We start from the raw sequence: 16,304 nt of genomic DNA, 5'->3' as shown, positions 1-16,304 counted from the left end.
CGGGGCGGTTCCCCGCGGTGGCGCGGGCACGCGGTACCGGCCGGGCTGCGGACTCGGCGTTCGTTTGCTCGACGACAGTGCCGAGACCGGCGTCACGGAGTTCCCGCCGGGGCCGCGTTCGGCATACGCCGGCACACCGGGCGCCGTCGTCCTCGCGGGGGACGAGAAGGCCTTCAGGACCTGGGTCCGGCACAGGGCCCCGACCAGGACCAGGGTCCTGGTCGGGGATCGGTCCCGGGTCCCTGCCCCGGGGCCGGGAGCCACGGCGAGAATGGATCGCGGACGCCGGCCCCTCCCGGGATCGCAGGTCACCGCGGGAACGACTCACGAACGACTCGCGGTGGACCGGCGAAGGCCGGGACCGACCGGCCAGGGAAAGGACCACCACCCGCATGTCGACGCACCACAGGCCCCTGCCGCCGTCGCCGAGAGCCAACAGGCTGCCCTGGACCGCAGGTGACGCGCTGGTGGCCACCGGGGCGGCCGTCGTCGACGTCCTCGGCTACACGGTCGGCGGCCCGGACGGCGACCGGCCGGTCTCCGCGACCGCGCTGGTCCTTCTCGTACTGGCGGCCGTACCGCTGCTCACCAGGCGCCGCTACCCGCTGGCGTCGCTTGCGGGTGTGCTGGCCCTCGGCCTGGCACTGAACCTGAGCGGGCCGATGCCACACCACTTCAACGGCACACTCATCGTGGCGCTGTTCGCGGTGGCCCGGTCCCGCGGTCTCGCGGTGGCGGCCCCGGCCGCCCTAGTGGCGGCCGCCGTGACGCTGCTGGGCCGGGGGCATCCGCTGCCCCCGCCGATCGCGGATGTGGCGAGCAACGCGCTCGCCGCGGCGCTGGTCATCGCCGCGGCCGAGGCGCTGAAGCACCGGCAGCGAGCGGTGGCGGTCAGGCGCAGGCTGCTGGCCGACCGTGCGGTGGCCCAGGAACGGCGCCGCATCGCACGGGAGTTGCACGACATCGTCGCCCACCACATCACCACCATGCAGCTGATGGCCGGTGGTGCGAGGGCCAACCTCGGAGGCGATACCGAGGTGGTGCGCGACGCTCTGGTCACCCTGGAGGGCTCCGGGCAGATAGCGCTGCGAGAGATGCGCCAACTGCTCGACGTGCTCCGGGCCGGCGACGAGCCGGACGAGGTGCCGTCCGCGCCGCAACCCGGTGTCGGGAGCCTCGGCCAGCTCGTCGACGACGCCCGGAGGGACGGCCTGCCCGTCGACTTCGCCGTCCTCGGGGCGGAACGCCCGCTGCCACCGAGCACCGGCCTGGCGGTGTTCCGGATCGTCCAGGAGTCCCTCACCAACACCCGCAAGCACGCCGGCCGGGCCCAGGCGCGGGTTCGGCTGACGTACCATCCGGACCGGATCACCGTCGAGGTCTCCGACAACGGCACGGCCGCGCCGGCCGACACCCTGGTCGGTGCCCCGGCGGGGGCGGGCGGTGCGGGTGGACCGAGGTCGCGCCGCACCGGGTACGGATTGATCGGCATGCGCGAGCGCGTCGCGCTGCAGGGCGGCAGCATGGTGGCCGGCGGCCTCGACGGCGGTGGCTTCCGGGTGGCGGCCACCCTGCCGGTGGCGCCGGTCGAAGGATGAGGAGCGGCTCGGATGGCGGGACCCTCGGAACGGATCAGGATACTGATCGCGGACGACCAGCCGCTCGTGCGGCGGGGTGTGGCCCTGATCCTGACCCCCGACCCGGTGTTCGACGTGGTGGCCGAGGCGGACGACGGGCAGCGGGCGGTCGAGCTCGCGCACCGGCACCGGCCCCACGTCGTGGTGATGGACATCCGGATGCCGGTCCTCGACGGCGTCCAGGCGACCGAGCGGCTCGCGCGGGAGCTGCCCACCTGCCGAGTCCTGGCGCTAAGCACCTTCGACATGGACGAGTACGTGGTCGCCGCCCTGCGCGCCGGCGCCTCCGGATTCCTGCCCAAGGACGCCTCCCCGGAGGAACTTGTGGCGGCCGTGCGCACCGTGCACGCCGGGGAGGCGGCCGTGGCACCCCGCCTGCTCACCCGGCTGATCTCCGCCTACGTCACCGCGCCCCGCCGTCCGCGACCACCGTCGCAGGCGCCCGGCATGGGCAAGCTGACGCCCCGCGAGGTCCAGGTGTGGCACCTGCTGGCCACCGGTCTCGACAACGCCGAGATCGCGTCGTCGATGGAGATCAGCGCCTCCACGGTCAAGAACCACATCACCAGCATCTTCGCCAAGCTGAGTGTCCGCGACCGTGCCCAGGCGGTGATCGCGGCCTACGAGTCCGGTCTGGTCGAGGCCCGGTCGGCGAACTCGGTGGGCTGAACCTGCCTGTTCCCGGCCTGCGCGAGACAGCAGCGCGGGAACCCGGGGTGGGCCGCGTCCAGCGCGTCCGGAGTGTGCCCAGCGGCGGCAGCGACGCCCGCAGCAGCGGGGACAGCACCGTGCACCGCGACAGCCCGGTGTTGAGGGTCCTGGCCCCGCCGGACGCGGCGTCCCGGCCCCGCCCGCCGGGCACGACGCCGACCGCCTCGGCCATGTGCCGCGGCAACGGCCTGCTCCGCTGGTGGCGCGCGATCAGTCCCACCACCTGCTCGGCGAAGCTCACCCGGGCTGTGTCCCGGGCGAAGGGGGAGTCCGCTCCCAGGGGGACAAAGGGGAGTCCGCTCCCAGGAAGGCCGGGGGTAGGTCAGGGTGATTCCTGATGGGCAACGGCGACTGCTTCCAGCAGAGTTGATGTTGCCGCTGAGGCCCGTCACCACTCTGGAGGAACCTCGATGCGTAAACATCTCGCCCTGACCGCCCTCGCCCTGGCCACCACTGTCGCCGCCGGTGCAGCGGCACCCGCGAGCGCCGCCCGGCCGGACCCCGTGCGACAAGGTCTTGAGAAGCTGGTGCACTCGGATCGCGCGCCCGGCGCCCTGGCGAGCGTGCTGGACGGCAAGGGGAACTTCCGTACCTACACCGCGGGTGTGGGGGACCGGGACACGCACGCGAAGATGCCCCGGAACGGTCAGGTGCGGATAGGCAGTGTCACCAAGACGTTCACCGCGGTGGTCGTGCTGCAACTGGTCGGCGAGGGCAGGATCAGCCTCGACAAGCCGGTCGACAAGTATCTGCCGGGACTCGTCCGGGGCAAGGGGATCGACGGAGGCCGCATCACGGTGCGCCAGCTCCTGCAGCACACCAGCGGGCTTCCCGACTACGAGAACGACGTCACCAGCGACATCCTGGAGCGCCGCTACCTCTCCCCCCGCGACGCCCTCGACATCGCCCTCAAGCACAAGGCCGACTTCGAACCCGGCAAGAAATGGAAGTACAGCAACACCAACTACCTGGTGGCCGGCCTGATCGTGGAGAGGGTCACGGGACGGCCCCTGGCGCAGCAGATCGACCAGCGCGTCATCCAGAAGACAGGGCTGCGCCACACCTACTTCCCCGCCCCCGGCGAAACGACCATCCGGGGACGCCACCCCCAGGGCTACAGCCCGGAGCCCATGGGCGCACCCGCGCGCAACGTCACCGAGATCGACCCCTCCGCGGCCTGGGCGGCAGGCGCGATGGTCTCCACCAACTCCGACCTCAACCGCTTCTTCGCCGCGCTGCTCAAGGACGACGGCAACCCCCTCCTCAAGAAGGCCCAGCGCAAGCAGATGCGCACCACCGTCCCCATGGAGAGAGGGAACTCCCGCAACGCCATGGGACTGGGGATCATGAGGGTCCAGCAGTCGGACAAGTGCGCCTTCTGGGGCCACAGCGGCGGCATCCCCGGCTTCGGGACCTGGGCTGCGGCCACCGACGACGGCCGCGCCGCCAGCGCCACGATGAACCTCGAACCGAGGACCGGCGAAGCCGTAGGGCACCTCGAGGAGACCGTGACGGCGGCCCTGTGCCGACGCTGAACCAACGTGCCCGGCTGACTGGGACCCCACCAACGCCATCCCGTGCACCCCACCGATGAGCGGCCTGTCCTTGTGCCCGGGGCAGGCACAAGGACAGGCTCGTACAGCCTCAATCACGTCGGTCGTGGCCACCGCGACTGCCGCTCGTCGGCCGCGCCCGGAGCGGCCCAGGTGCATGGCCCCGGAGGGTTGTTGACGCGCCGGTGACGGGTGGTGGCTGTGCCTGCGAGGGTCACCGCTGGGGCGCGACCTGCTCGGACTGTGTCTGCTCGGGGCTGTCCGAGAGCTTGAGCCAGACGACGCCGCCGATGATCAGGGTGAGCCAGAGGACCTTGACCGGGGTGAGGGTCTCGTCGAAGAAGACCGGGCCGAGCAGTGCCGCCCCTACGGCGCCGATGCCGGCCCAGACCGCGTAGCCGATGCCCACGTCGATGGTGCGCAGGGCCAGGCTCAGGGAGAAGAGCGTCAGCAGGAAGAAGACGACCGCGATCAGTGACCAGGAGAGCACCGTGAAGCCCTGGCTGCCTCCCACCGCCAAGGCGTAGGCGATCTCGAAGGCTCCGGCGAGGAGGAGGACCGGCCATGCGCGGGCTCGGTCGCTGCGGGATGCGGTGGTCCCGGGGGTGGGGGCGGATGTGGTGGCGGGGGTAGCGGTGGTGGACATGGGAGGTCCTTTCTGAGGGGTGATCTCGGCTGGGGCGGCGGTCGTGGGGTGGCGGTTCGGGGGAAGTGAGGTCGGCGTGGGTTTCGGAGGTGTCAGGCCGCCCCGCTGAGCTGGAGGCCGACCACTCCGGCGATGACGGCCGCTATGCCCAGGAACTTGCGCCAGTCCAGGCGCTGCCCGAAGACGAGGGCCCCGAGCACGACGATTCCGACGCCGGAGACGGCGGTCCAGATCGCGTAGCCGACGCCGACCTCGAAGGTCAGCAGCGCCTGGCTGAGGAGGTAGGTGGCGATGCCGCCGCTGACCAGCGTGGCGACGGTCCAGCCGGGCCGGGTGAAGCCCCGCGCCCGGCCTGCCGTGAGGGCGACGGTGATCTCGAAGACGACGGCGAGGGCGAGGTAGAGCCAGTGCATGACGGGTTCCTTACGTGGGTCACGTGGTCGTGGGGTGCGCGGGCGTGGGGTGCGCGGGCGTGCAGTGCGCGGGCGTGCAGTGCGCGTGCATGGGCGTGGGTTACGTGGTGGGAGGTGGAGAGGGGAGCGTGGCGTCGGCGCGGCGCAGGTCGAAGTAGCGGATGAAGGGGGCCAGCGCCCCGTCCACGGCCAGGCGCCGGGCCGCTGCCGCCAGGGGCAGTCGGTCCGTCGCTTCGGCCGCGTAACCGGCCCGGTAGTCGAAGCCCCACGCGGCTGCCGTGTCGCGGTCGACGGCGAAGCGGACGGCCGCGATGCCGTGGGTGTCGGCGACGCGGTAGCAGAGGGCGCACGGCTCGCCCGTCGCCAGCAGAGTGGCTCCCCGCAGGGCGGCGCTGCCGCGGTCCCGGGCGGCCTGGCGCAGGGCGACGACCTCCGCGTGGGCGGTGGGGTCGCCGGTCTCGTGGACGAGGTTCACACCGGGGTCGGAGACCCACCCGTCGGCGGCGACGAGCACGCCGACGAACGGGACCCCGCCGGACTCGACCCGGCGGACGCAGGCCTCCACGGCGCCGGCCATCAGCGCGGTGAGCCGGTCCGTGCCGGCGGTCGTGCGACGGCCGCTCTCCGCAGTCGTAGGGCGGCCGCTCTCCGCAGTCGTACGGCGGCTGCCCTCCGCAGTCGTACGGCGGCCACCCTCCGGAGTCGTCCGGCCGCCGCCCTCCGCGCTCACGCGACCACCCCCCTCGGCCCTCACGCCGCATCCGCTTCCCGCAGCGCCTGCCGAATCACGCCCTCCGTGGCGACCCCGTCGATGCGCCGGTCGCCGATGACGACCGTGGGGACGACGGTGATGTTCATCCGCGCCGACTCGGCCAGCGCCCGCCGGTGCCGGTCGGCGTACTCCGGCTCGTCGAGGGCCGCGGCGTAGGCAGCCGGGTCGAGTCCGGACTCCCCGGCCAGGCGGGCCAGGACCGCGCGGTCCCCGATGTCGAGGTCCTCGCGGAAGAAGGCCGTCAGCAGGCGCCGGTGGTAGGCGTGGGCCCGCCCCTGCTCCGCGGCGTACTGGGCACCCAGGAACGCCAACTCGGTGTAGGGCTGCGGCGAGACGGTCGGCAACCGCATCGGCACCTGGTGGTGGCGTGCCATCGGGTACACGGCACACTCCCAGACGTCGGGCAGGTACGGGTCCTCCGGCCGCAGCGTGGGCGTCGGACGGGGACGCAGCTCGTGAGCGTGGTGGACGACCTCGACGTCGGGCCGGTCGGCGATGGCGCGCTCGATCAGCTCTTCGGCGACCAGGCAGAACGGGCAGACGTAGTCCGACCACAGATGGATCTGAGCAGTCACGGTGAGCTCCGCTTCCCCGGGGCACCCCCGGTGGGTGCGACACCCCGATCGTGTAACTTCACACCGGCGTCAACTTCAAGGAACGGGAGTCGGCTGCGAGGATCAGCGGACGGCTGCGAGGAACGGGAGCCGGCGAACGGCTCAGGAGGTCTCATGCGCATCGGTGAGCTGGCCGCTGCCAGCGGCGTCAGTACTCGGGCCCTGCGGTACTACGAGCAGCACGGGCTGATCCGCTCCGAACGCACCCCCGGCGGGTGGCGTGACTTCGACAGCTCCATGGTCGAGCGCGTCGTCATGATCCAGCACCTGTTCGCCGCCGGCCTGGGCAGCTCCACCATCGACGCGGTGCTCCCCTGCATGGAGGCCCCGCTCGAAGAGCGCAACGGCGTCATGGAGCAGCTGTTCGCCCAGGAGGCCGAGCGCCTGGAGGCCAAGCGCCGCGACATCGACCGCGAACTCGAAACCCTGCAGGCGCTCCGCGCCGAAACGGCCCTGCCAGGCAGCGGCCCGCGCCCCCGTGCTGCCGCGGACACGATCGACGCCCCCCACCCGCCCTGACCACGTACCCCTGGCCGGAGGTAGTGCCGCCCGGCCCGGAGACCACCCGCCAGTCGCCGAAAATATCCCGTTCCCGTGCCGCACGCCCCCGCCCCGCAGCAGAATGGACACAGGGCGTGTGCCGTGCCCCGTCGGAGTGGGGGCGGTGCGGCCCGGGTCAGCGGGAGGGGTGAGCGCGATGGCGCAGCCGGAGCGGGACGAGCGGCTGGCGCGGGCCTTCTTGGAGCTGGCGGACACCCTGGTGGACGGCTTCCACCTGGTCGACTTCCTGCACGTCATGACCGATCACGTGGTCGAGCTGCTGGACGTGGCGGCGGCCGGGGTGCTCATGGTCGACGCGCGGGGGCGCCTGGTGGACGTCACCGCCTCCACCCACACCGCGCACCAACTGGAGGAAGTCCAGCTGGAGTTCAACGAGGGCCCGTGCCGGGACTGCTGTTCGCGGCACGAGAGCGTCGGCCCCGTCGACCTGACGGAGCCCGGGGCCGCCGAGCGGTGGCCGCGGTTCACCGAAGCGGCCCGCACCGCCGGGTTCACCGCGGTGGCCGCGGTCCCGCTGCGGCTGCGTGAGGAGGTGATCGGGGCGCTGAACCTCTTCCACACCCGCCCCGGCGCCCTGGACCCGGCCGACCTTCGCCTGGCCCAGGCCCTGGCCGACGCGGCGACGATCGGCATCCTGCACCAGCGTCTCGCCCTCGACCAGGGCGAACGGGTCGGCCAGTTGCAGACCGCGCTCAACGGCCGGATCGTGATCGAACAGGCCAAGGGCGTCCTCGTCGCTCATCTGAACGTCCCGCCCGACGCGGCCTTCCGCCGACTGCGCGGCCACGCGCAAGCCCACCGGAGGTCCCTGACCCTGCTGTGCACGCAGGTCGTCGAAGGCACCGCGGACATCGAGCTGTTCGCCCTGCCTCCCGACCCCCCGCATCCGCCTTGACCCCCGACGCCCGCATCCGTCCTGACCCCCGACGCCCACCGCCCACCCGCAGCACCGCGCGCACTGCGTACGTCAGCCGAGGAGCCCCCGCTGTGCCCGCACCCGTTCCCGACCTCACCGCGCTGCTCACCGCGGCCACCCACACCAGCCAGGGCCTCGCCGCCCTGCCACCCGCCGTCTGTGCGGACGCGCTGGGAGTCGACGGCCTCACCATCTCCCTGCTCGACAAGAGGGGCCTCGAACTGATCTGGTACGACCCCGCCGACACCGCGGGCACCGCCTTCGAGGACCTGCAGTACACCCTCGGCGAAGGCCCCGCCTGCGACGCCGCCCGCACCGGCGAGCCCGTGGTCGTACCCGACCTGCGCACCCTGCCGGAACACCGCTGGCCCGCGCTGCTGCCCGCCGTACGCGCCCTCCCGGTCCGCGCCGTCTTCGCCCTGCCGCTGCACCTGGGCGCCATCCACCTCGGCGCCCTCACCGGCCACCGCTCCGCCCCCGGCCACCCCACCCGCGCCCAGATGGCCGACGCCCTGGCCCTCGCCGAGGCCGCCACCCTCATCCTCCTCACCCCCGCGGGCACCAGCGACCTGAGCGGCCACAACCCGCTCCCCCTGCACCGCGCCCTGATCCACCAGGCAGCAGGAGTCATCACCGTCCGCCTGGACATCCCCATCGACCAGGCCCTCGCCCGCCTACGGGCCTACGCCTTCACCCACGACCGCCCCATCCTCGAAGTCGCCCACGACGTCGTCCACCACCACTTCCGCCTGGACAGCCCGGCAAGCTGACCGGGCTGCCCCCCCCTGTGCCAGGGACGCGAAAGGCATGCGGCCACCGCTCCCTTCGCGGTGGCCGCACGGCGGGCGGTGGTCGGTGGTCGGCCCGAGGCCCTTCAGCCCCGTGCCCCCACCCGCCCAGAGGTCCGCACCGCCCCCACCGTCCTCAGGAGACGGTCCGCCGGTTCGCGGAGCTGGGGGTGGGCAAGGACCGTGTTGCGCAGGCCGCGGATCGGGCGGCGCCAGAGGCGGTGGGCCAGGGCCACCGGGTGCGGGCGGGTCACGAAGCCCTCGCAGACGCGGAGTTCGCGGGTCTTGAGCCAGTCCTTGTACTCCTTGTCGCCGCGCCCCAGGTCCAGGATCCGCACGCCCTGGCGGCCCGCGGCCTCGGCCATTCTCAGGTGCATGATCAGCCCGGGCGAGTAGTAGCGCAGCTCCGGGTCGTAGGCCGTGAACCAGGCCGCGAACACCGTGCGCGACCTCGGCCCGAAGTGCGCCGCGACCGGGCGGCCTCCCGCGTACACGACGGAGAGGACCCCGGTGAAGTGCTCGTGCCGCACCTGGAACAGGTAGTTCACCAGGTCCACTATCCACGGCTTGGCGAACCGGTCCATGCGGGCCGTCCTGCGGTACTGCGCCGACTTCCAGTCCATCAGCCTGCGCAGCACCCGCGGGTCGCGTTCGTCGAAGACGAACCGCATCTCGCCGAGGTCGCGGGCGAGGCGGCGCTCCTTCTTCAGGGTCGTCTTCGCGAGTCCGGGGTACGCGGCCCGCAGCCACCGCGCGTACGCGTCGGGGTCATCTGCGTCGACGGATTCCCCGCCGTCCTCAGCGTCCCCGTCCCTCAGGTCCACCACCGGCGACGCGAACGTCCCCGTCACGTACTCGCCGAACGGTTTCTGCTCCTCGACGAGATGGTCGAACTCGAAGACGGACAGGCCGCAGGCCCGCAGGAGTTCCTGTGGGTCCCAGGTGACCCCGGGACGGTGCACCAGGCCCTGGCAGTCGGAGAGGCCGAGGCCCACCGCCCGCCCGACTCCGAAAGCGGTCCGTTCGTAGGGGAAGAAGCCGACCGGCTCCCCTTCCTCGTGCAGGATCGCCACCCGCGCCCCGCCCCGGCAGTGGCCCACTGCGGCCGCGAACTCCGGTGCCAGGAACGGGTTCGCGTATGCGGGCGAATCCTCCATCGCCCGGTACCAGGCCCGCCGGAGCGCCGGACTCAGCTCCTCGGGCTTGTGGTTCGTTATGTCCACCTCAGTCCAACCGCCCTTCCACAGGCTCCGCGAGGGACCTCCCGGTCGCAGTGCGGGCCCGTAGGGCGTGTAAGACGCGTGGATCGGTGCTCCCGCGTCGCATGGGCGACTGCTCCCCCCAGTTCCCCCGGACGCGCCTCGTGCGCGTCGTGTCATGTCAGGTGTGGTGCAGGTCGCGCCCGTCCTCGGTTTCGTCGTCGTGCCGGGTACCCTCTCCCGGCGCCGTACTCATCCAGAGTGCCGCGCGTCCCTCGGGAACAACGGGAAAGTTTCGTTCTGTTGGTGCCTGAGGCGTCCCGCGGGGGGCCTTCGCCGCGTGTTCACTCCCGCTTCAGGAGTCCGTTCACCACCGCGGCGCCCCGCTCCGCGCCGTCCACCGACACCGCGAAGTTCCTGCCCTTCGCCCGGATCACCAGGCACTCCCCGGCCCGCAGCATCACCGTCGTACCGCGGCCGCTGAGCCGGTAGCCCCAGCCGCCCACCTGGGCCGGCCTGCGGTGTTCCACGTGGGCCGACTCGATGTCCGCGGCACGGAAGCGGCGGGCGGGCCGGCCGAGGGGGCCGAAGGCCACCTTCACACCGACACCGGTCACGAGGACCTCGACACGGGCGCAGCCCAGGGTCACCACGGCGGCCAGGGCGAACGGGATCGCGAGCCCCCACACGGGGCCCTCCGTCCCGGTGGCCGCCAGGGCCACGGCCACCAGGGCCACCGCCGCGGTGATCGCGGCGAGCGCGTACATCCAGGGGCTCGCCGTGCGGGCCGCCCAGAGCACCGCGCCCTCAGGTGCCCCGCCCGCCGTCCCCGTACCGTCGCCGCTGCCGTTACCGTTCATGGCACTCCCCTCGATCGACTCGATCAACCGTACGAGATCGGGGCGAGCCGCCCAAGTACCCCAAGTCACCGGGCCCGCACCACTGTTACGTCCCGCTGACACCTCCGCGCACAACCCTCGTTCGCCGCCGGGCACTCTTCTGGATCATGGGGACACACGCGCAACGCGTGCGCGCGCACGCCAAGAGGATGACGACCCGGACGCGGCGTCGGCGGCGGCGGTTCATCGACTATCCGAGACAAGGACGCCGGGGGGCACGGCGTTGGTTGCCGTCGTGGCGGCAGTGGCTCGGGACCTTCCTGCTCGGCACCGGCGGGCTCGCGGGCCTCTTCACCTACGTGTACGTCACCGTGGACGTCCCGGACGAGAACGCCGCGGCCAGCCGTGAGGCCAACGTGTACTACTGGGCCGACGGGACGCAGCTGGTCAGCACCGGGGACGTCAACCGGCAGAACGTGGACCTCGACGACGTCCCGGAGTCCGTGCGGGACGCGGTCATCGCCGCCGAGAACGCGAGCTTCTACTCCGACTCCGGGGTGTCGCCGATGGGGCTCGGGCGGGCCGTGGTGAACATGGTCAAGGGGCAGGAGACGCAGGGCGGTTCCACCATCACGCAGCAGTACGTGAAGAACACCTACCTGTCGCAGGACCAGACGATGACGCGCAAGGTGCGGGAGTTCGTGATCTCGCTGAAGGTGGACCGGAGGAAGACCAAGGACGAGATCCTGCAGGGCTATCTGAACAGCAGCTGGTTCGGGCGCGGGGCCTACGGGATCGAGGCCGCCGCGCACGCCTACTACGGTGTGCCCGCACGCCAGTTGAACGCCAGCCAGGGCGCCGTCCTCGCCGCCCTCCTCAAGGGCGCCGAGATGTACGACCCCTCCGGCGGCGCAGCCAACCACCGCCGGGCGAAGGCCCGCTGGGCCTGGATCCTGGACCGGCAGGTCGCCGTCGGCCGGATGAGCGCCAAGGAGCGCGCCCGGTACAAGGAGTTCCCCGAGCCGCAGAAGGAGTCCCGCGCGACCAGCCTGAGCGGGCACTACGGCCAGACCGGCTACCTCGTCGACATCGCCAACAAGTACCTGAAGCAGCGCACCGGCCTCACCGACAAGGACCTCGCCCGCGGCGGCTACAAGATCCACACCACCTTCGACAAGCGCCGAGTGCACCAGCTCGCCCGCACCACCCGGCGCGCCCTCGACGGCCTCGACCCGAAGAAGCGCCCGCAGGACAAGGGCGTCCAGGTCGGCGCGGCCTCCGTGCGCACCCAGGACGGCGCGCTTCTCGCCGTGTACGGCGGCGCCGACGCCACCCGCCACTTCAGCAACAACGCCGACACCTCCGGGGTCCCCGCGGGCTCCGCGTTCAAGCCGTTCGTGCTGGCCGCTGCCCTCCAGGAGGGGCTGCGCGCCGACCGGAAGGGCCCTGGCGGGATGACGCCGGGCGAGGCCCTGGTCGAGGGCGGCAACGCCACGTACCAGGGGCTGGGCAAGAAGGTCGGGATGCCGCGGGTGCGGGACGTCGCCGTGGACGCGGGGATGCTGGAGTCGAGCATGGCGCGGCCCGACGACTCCTTCCCGCTCGGCACGTCCACGCCGAGCGCGGTGCGGCTCGCGAGCGCGTACGGGACGTTCGCGCGCGCCGGCCTCCAGCACGACCCGTACTCGGTGACGTCCGTGACCAGGGACGGCGACGCCGAGGGGGAGGGCGAGGAGCGCGAGCAGATCGACGGGCTCGAACCGCCGCGCACCCGGCGCGCCCTGGACTCACGCGTCGCCTCGCAGGTCGACACCGCGCTCCGGGACGTCGCCGAGGACAGCCTCGGCAGGGCCTCCGGCAGCGACGGCGCTCCCGTCGCCGCGGGCCGCACCAACGACCAGGACCGCCTGAAGTCGGCGTGGTTCGCCGGGTACACGCCCAAGGTGTCCACCGCGGTGACCCTGTTCCGGCTGCGCCCGCGCGACCCGCTGCTCCAGCCGCTGTCCGACGTCGGCGGCCGCGGGTCCCGGCACGGCAACGCCCTGACCGAGCGGATCTGGCGGGACGCCCTGCTCGGCATTGACCTTGCCCCTGGGTCAGGGTCCAGGGTCGGGTCACCGAAGGCAGTCGCCTTCGGTGACCGGTGAGCGCCGGTCACGGATGATGACCACGTGGACGTACCCGGCAGAGAAACAGTTCCAGACCCCGCCCGCGACAGCGAGAACGGCGAGCCGGAGCGAGCACCGGGCCCGGGGCCAGGGCCGGGCAGGGAGCCCGGTCTCCTGAGCATCGGCGCCTTCGCCGCCCGCACCCGTCTGTCCCCCAAGGCCCTGCGCCTGTACGACCGCCAGGGCCTGCTGCCCCCGGCGTACGTGGACGAGGCGACCGGCTACCGCTACTACGGGCCCCAGCAGGTCGAGCGGGCCCGCGTCGTCGCGCTGCTGCGCCGCCTCGACATGCCGCTCGCGGACATCGGGGCGTTCGTGGGGCTCGACGGGGCGGCCGCGGCGGCGGCGCTCGGGGCGTACTGGGCCGGTGTCGAGGAGCGGATCGCCGCCCAGCGCACCCTCGTGGACTACCTCCGTGGCCGGCTCTCGGGAAGGAGCCCCGCCGTGTACGGCAAGTTCGAGATCCGCACCACCGACGTGCCCGAGGCGTTCGTCGTCTGCGAGCGCCGCCATGTGTTCACCCACGAGCTCTCCGCCTGGATCGACGCCTCGTTCGAGCGCCTGGAGCGGGTCGCCGACGAGCTCTGCGGCGGGATCACGGCGGCGCCGTTCGTCATCTACCACGCCGAGGTCACCGAGGACAGCGACGGCCCCGCCGAGGCCTGCGTGCCCGTCGCCGACCCGGAGGCGGCCCGCGCCTGGGCCGAGGCGCAGGGGAAGCAGCGGGACGTCCGGGCCCGCGTCGAGCCCGCCTGGCGGCTCGCCTGCGCCCGCATCGCCAAGGCGCAGGTCGCGTATCCGCAGATCATCGGCGCGTACGACGCGGTCGAGGAGTGGATCGCGCGGGAGGGGCTGCGCCAGGCGGGCCCCTGCCGTGAGGTGTACTTCACGGACTGGGACGCAGCGGGGCCCGGGGACGACGTGTGCGATGTGGCGTACCCGGTGGAGTGAGGGCGCCGACCCGCCCGGGAACCGCCCCGTGACCCGCCGCCCACGCCGTACGGCCCTCGCCTCCTGGCTCGCCGTCCTCGCCCTCGTCGCCGCCCTCACCAGCATGGGCGAGCTGACCGAGTACGCCCACGACAACCGCCTCGAACCCCTCGACACCCCCGGCCACCCGCCCTGGGCCCCCGCCTCGACATCAACGGCTCCCGTCGCACCTACTGGGTCCCGCTCAAGGTCGACCTGAAGAGTCTGGTCTGGAGCAAGAAGGAAGAGGAACGAGGGACGAGAGCGCGCCTTCATTCGCTATCTGTATGCGAACGCGAAGGGTAAAGAGGGTGCAAAAGGGGGTGGGGGCGGGGGTGTGCGGGTGACTCCTTCGGCCCGGTTCCTGCCCGGGCCCGCCGCGCACGACGACGCGTACGAGGTCGCGGGCGACATGGCGGCCGTCTTCGGAGACCGACGGCGGGAGCCTCGCCCCCGACCTCCTCTGCGCACCCCCTCAAGCGAAGTGAGCCGCCCCACACGGACACCCGGCGACCCTCGCGCCACTCCCGACCTGGCCCGCGACGACCTGCGGGAACACGCATTCGGTTGCATACTGGCGCGGACCGTGCCCCTGGGGTCGCCGCCTGCCAACCATTCCGCAGCGGTTAGCGTCTACTCCGAAGGAGTTGCCCCAGCCAGCCGAACGGATCGCCGACCGTGGCCTCTGCCGAACTGTCTCCCCCGTCACTCAGCCGAGCCGAGCGGGGCAGCGGCATGCCCGAACCCTGGCACGAGCGCTACCGCATGCCGCTGCTGATCATGGCGGGCCTGCTGCCGCTGTACCTGCTGTGGTGGACGGTCTTCGCGACCGGCGGCGGCGACCTCGCGGCCCAGGAGGCCTGGGCGGGCTTCGCCCGGCGCTACCCGGGCTCGGCGTACAGCCTCTTCTGGTACGGCGGCCTGCACACCGCCAACTACAGCGTCATCTCGCCGTACCTCATGGCCGCTTTCGGGGTCCGCACGGTCGCGGCGGCCTCCGGGCTCGCGGCGACCTGGATGGCCATCGCGCTCATCATGCGCAGCGGCATCCGCAAGCCGCTGTGGCCCTCGATCATCGTCGGCTTCTCGCTGTGGTGCCAGGTGGTGTGCGGCCGTGCCACCTTCATGCTCGGCGTCGCGTTCGGCGTCGGCGCGGTCCTCGCGGCCACCGGCCCCACCAACCGCCTCCGGGTCGCGGCCGCCACGGCCTGCGCGGCGCTCGCGACCATGGGCAGCCCGGTCGCGGGCCTGTTCCTCGTCGTGGTGGGCGCCGCCCACCTGCTGAAGCGCCAGTGGGGTCCGGCGCTCGCCCTGATCCTGCCGCCGTTCGTCGTGGTCGGCCTGACCACCTGGCTGTTCCCCTTCGAGGGCGAGCAGCCGATGGCGTTCGTCCGTGTCCTCCCGCCGGTGCTGATGTGCGGGGTCGTCATCCTGGCGGCGCCGCGCTCCTGGAAGCTGCTGAAGCTCGGCGCCGGGGTGTACGCGGTGGGCGTCGTCCTGACCTGGCTGATCCCCACCCCGATCGGCACGAACGTCGAGCGCTTCGCCGAGATCGCGGCCCCGCCCATACTGCTCGCCGCCGTCCTGAACCGTGACTTCCCCGCCGTGCGGCTGCTGCGGCAGGACGGCAAGCCCCGCCTCATCTGGCAGCAGACCGTCCTGATCTGCGCCGTCGTGCTTTCCCTCATCTGGGTGTCGGTGAAGACGACCGCCGACATAGTGGCGTACACGAAGGTGCCCACCTGGGCCGTCGAGACCGACGGCGTCGTCAAGGAGCTGAACCGCCTGGGCGCCGAGCGCACCCGCGTCGAGGTCGTCCCGGCCCGCGACCACCGCGAGGCCGCCGTCCTGTCGCCGTACATCAACATGGCGCGCGGTTGGAACCGCCAGGCCGACGTGGAGCGCGGCCGCCTCTTCTACGAGGGCCGCCCGGTCTCCGAGGTGAAGGAGGGCGCCTTCTCGTCGGCCTCGTACCGCGCCTGGCTGAACCACTGGGCCGTCGGCTTCGTGGTGCTCTACAAGGGCGACGGCCGCCCGGACGGCGCCGCCGAGCGCGAGCACGACCTGGTGACCAGCGAGCCCAGCTACCTGGACCAGGTCTGGCACGACGACAACTGGCGGATCTACCGCGTCAAGAACGCCGTCCCGCTGGTCGACAAGCCCGGCTCCGTGGTGACCGCCGACGGCGCCCACCTCACCGTCCGCATGCCCGAGCCCGGCTCCGTCACCGTCCGCGTGGCCTACTCGCCGTGGCTGTGGGCGGAGGGCGGCTGCCTCTACAAGGAGGGCGACTTCACGCGCCTGACGGTGAAGAAGCCGGGCGACGTGCGGATCGCGTCCAACTACGGGGGCCCGTCGGGCCCGCAGCCGAAGTGCGAGCCCGCCAAGGACTAGGGACCTGACAACCTGGCGAAGGGGGTGGGGGCGAGCCGTACGGCTCGCCCCCACCCCCCTTTCTCGCTGCGCGTGAGCTGACGCTCGTCAGCTCACGCGGGTCAGCTCACTCGGGTCACTCGGG

At 72.5% G+C, this 16,304-nt stretch carries 16 protein-coding genes; 10 read left to right on the top strand and 6 right to left on the bottom strand.

Annotated features, from left to right (window positions below; genetic code table 11):
• Nucleotides 1–392 precede the first annotated feature (392 nt).
• The 3 genes from QUY26_RS22905 (at nucleotide 393) to QUY26_RS22895 (ending at nucleotide 3,883) form a co-directional block, all read left to right on the top strand.
• Nucleotides 393–1,598, top strand: a complete 1,206-nt coding sequence (locus tag QUY26_RS22905; RefSeq protein ID WP_289949635.1) for a sensor histidine kinase — start codon at nucleotides 393–395, stop codon at nucleotides 1,596–1,598.
• Between the two features lie 12 nt (nucleotides 1,599–1,610).
• On the top strand, nucleotides 1,611–2,306 hold the full coding sequence (locus tag QUY26_RS22900; protein WP_289949633.1) for a response regulator transcription factor: 696 nt from the start codon (nucleotides 1,611–1,613) through the stop codon (nucleotides 2,304–2,306).
• Between the two features lie 452 nt (nucleotides 2,307–2,758).
• Nucleotides 2,759–3,883, top strand: coding sequence for a serine hydrolase domain-containing protein (locus tag QUY26_RS22895; protein WP_289949631.1), 1,125 nt, complete (start codon nucleotides 2,759–2,761; stop codon nucleotides 3,881–3,883).
• A 232-nt stretch (nucleotides 3,884–4,115) separates the two neighbouring features.
• Here QUY26_RS22895 and QUY26_RS22890 read toward each other — a convergent pair whose 3' ends face one another.
• From QUY26_RS22890 to QUY26_RS22875, 4 genes are all read right to left on the bottom strand, one after another.
• Nucleotides 4,116–4,547, bottom strand: a complete 432-nt coding sequence (locus tag QUY26_RS22890) for a DMT family transporter (protein WP_289949629.1) — start codon at nucleotides 4,545–4,547, stop codon at nucleotides 4,116–4,118.
• Nucleotides 4,548–4,639: 92 nt separating this feature from the next.
• Nucleotides 4,640–4,960, bottom strand: a complete 321-nt coding sequence (locus QUY26_RS22885) for a DMT family transporter (RefSeq protein ID WP_289949627.1) — start codon at nucleotides 4,958–4,960, stop codon at nucleotides 4,640–4,642.
• A gap of 100 nt (nucleotides 4,961–5,060) precedes the next feature.
• Nucleotides 5,061–5,690: a nucleoside deaminase gene (locus QUY26_RS22880; RefSeq protein ID WP_289949625.1), complete on the bottom strand. Its 630-nt coding sequence runs from the start codon at nucleotides 5,688–5,690 to the stop codon at nucleotides 5,061–5,063.
• 20 nt (nucleotides 5,691–5,710) lie between these two features.
• Complete coding sequence (locus tag QUY26_RS22875) at nucleotides 5,711–6,307, bottom strand: DsbA family oxidoreductase (protein ID WP_289949623.1); 597 nt, start codon at nucleotides 6,305–6,307, stop codon at nucleotides 5,711–5,713.
• Nucleotides 6,308–6,460: 153 nt separating this feature from the next.
• Here QUY26_RS22875 and QUY26_RS22870 point away from each other — a divergent pair, with 153 nt between their 5' ends.
• From QUY26_RS22870 to QUY26_RS22860, 3 genes are all read left to right on the top strand, one after another.
• A complete protein-coding gene (locus QUY26_RS22870; RefSeq protein WP_289949619.1) occupies nucleotides 6,461–6,865 on the top strand; it encodes a MerR family transcriptional regulator in 405 nt (134 codons plus the stop codon).
• 178 nt (nucleotides 6,866–7,043) lie between these two features.
• The gene (locus QUY26_RS22865) at nucleotides 7,044–7,802 is read left to right on the top strand and encodes a GAF and ANTAR domain-containing protein (RefSeq protein WP_289949616.1); all 759 of its coding nucleotides are present in this window, start codon (nucleotides 7,044–7,046) and stop codon (nucleotides 7,800–7,802) included.
• Nucleotides 7,803–7,894: 92 nt separating this feature from the next.
• Complete coding sequence (locus QUY26_RS22860; protein WP_289949612.1) at nucleotides 7,895–8,593, top strand: GAF and ANTAR domain-containing protein; 699 nt, start codon at nucleotides 7,895–7,897, stop codon at nucleotides 8,591–8,593.
• A gap of 104 nt (nucleotides 8,594–8,697) precedes the next feature.
• On the opposite strand, the gene QUY26_RS22855 is transcribed toward QUY26_RS22860, so the two are convergent.
• On the bottom strand, nucleotides 8,698–9,834 hold the full coding sequence (locus tag QUY26_RS22855) for a GNAT family N-acetyltransferase (protein ID WP_289949610.1): 1,137 nt from the start codon (nucleotides 9,832–9,834) through the stop codon (nucleotides 8,698–8,700).
• Nucleotides 9,835–10,154: 320 nt separating this feature from the next.
• On the bottom strand, nucleotides 10,155–10,670 hold the full coding sequence (locus tag QUY26_RS22850; RefSeq protein ID WP_289949608.1) for a hypothetical protein: 516 nt from the start codon (nucleotides 10,668–10,670) through the stop codon (nucleotides 10,155–10,157).
• A gap of 188 nt (nucleotides 10,671–10,858) precedes the next feature.
• On the opposite strand from QUY26_RS22850, the gene QUY26_RS22845 reads away from it, so the two are divergent.
• From QUY26_RS22845 to QUY26_RS22830, 4 genes are all read left to right on the top strand, one after another.
• Nucleotides 10,859–12,796, top strand: coding sequence for a transglycosylase domain-containing protein (locus QUY26_RS22845; protein ID WP_289949607.1), 1,938 nt, complete (start codon nucleotides 10,859–10,861; stop codon nucleotides 12,794–12,796).
• A 135-nt stretch (nucleotides 12,797–12,931) separates the two neighbouring features.
• Nucleotides 12,932–13,768, top strand: coding sequence for a MerR family transcriptional regulator (locus QUY26_RS22840; protein ID WP_289955934.1), 837 nt, complete (start codon nucleotides 12,932–12,934; stop codon nucleotides 13,766–13,768).
• Between the two features lie 28 nt (nucleotides 13,769–13,796).
• Entirely contained in the window at nucleotides 13,797–14,006 is a 210-nt protein-coding gene (locus tag QUY26_RS22835) for a hypothetical protein (RefSeq protein ID WP_289949606.1), read from the top strand.
• A 515-nt stretch (nucleotides 14,007–14,521) separates the two neighbouring features.
• Nucleotides 14,522–16,180, top strand: coding sequence for a hypothetical protein (locus QUY26_RS22830; RefSeq protein ID WP_289949605.1), 1,659 nt, complete (start codon nucleotides 14,522–14,524; stop codon nucleotides 16,178–16,180).
• Nucleotides 16,181–16,304 lie beyond the last annotated feature (124 nt).

This window comes from Streptomyces flavofungini (assembly GCF_030388665.1).
Classification (GTDB): domain Bacteria; phylum Actinomycetota; class Actinomycetes; order Streptomycetales; family Streptomycetaceae; genus Streptomyces; species Streptomyces flavofungini_A.
This window is presented reverse-complemented; position numbering and strand designations above follow the sequence as displayed.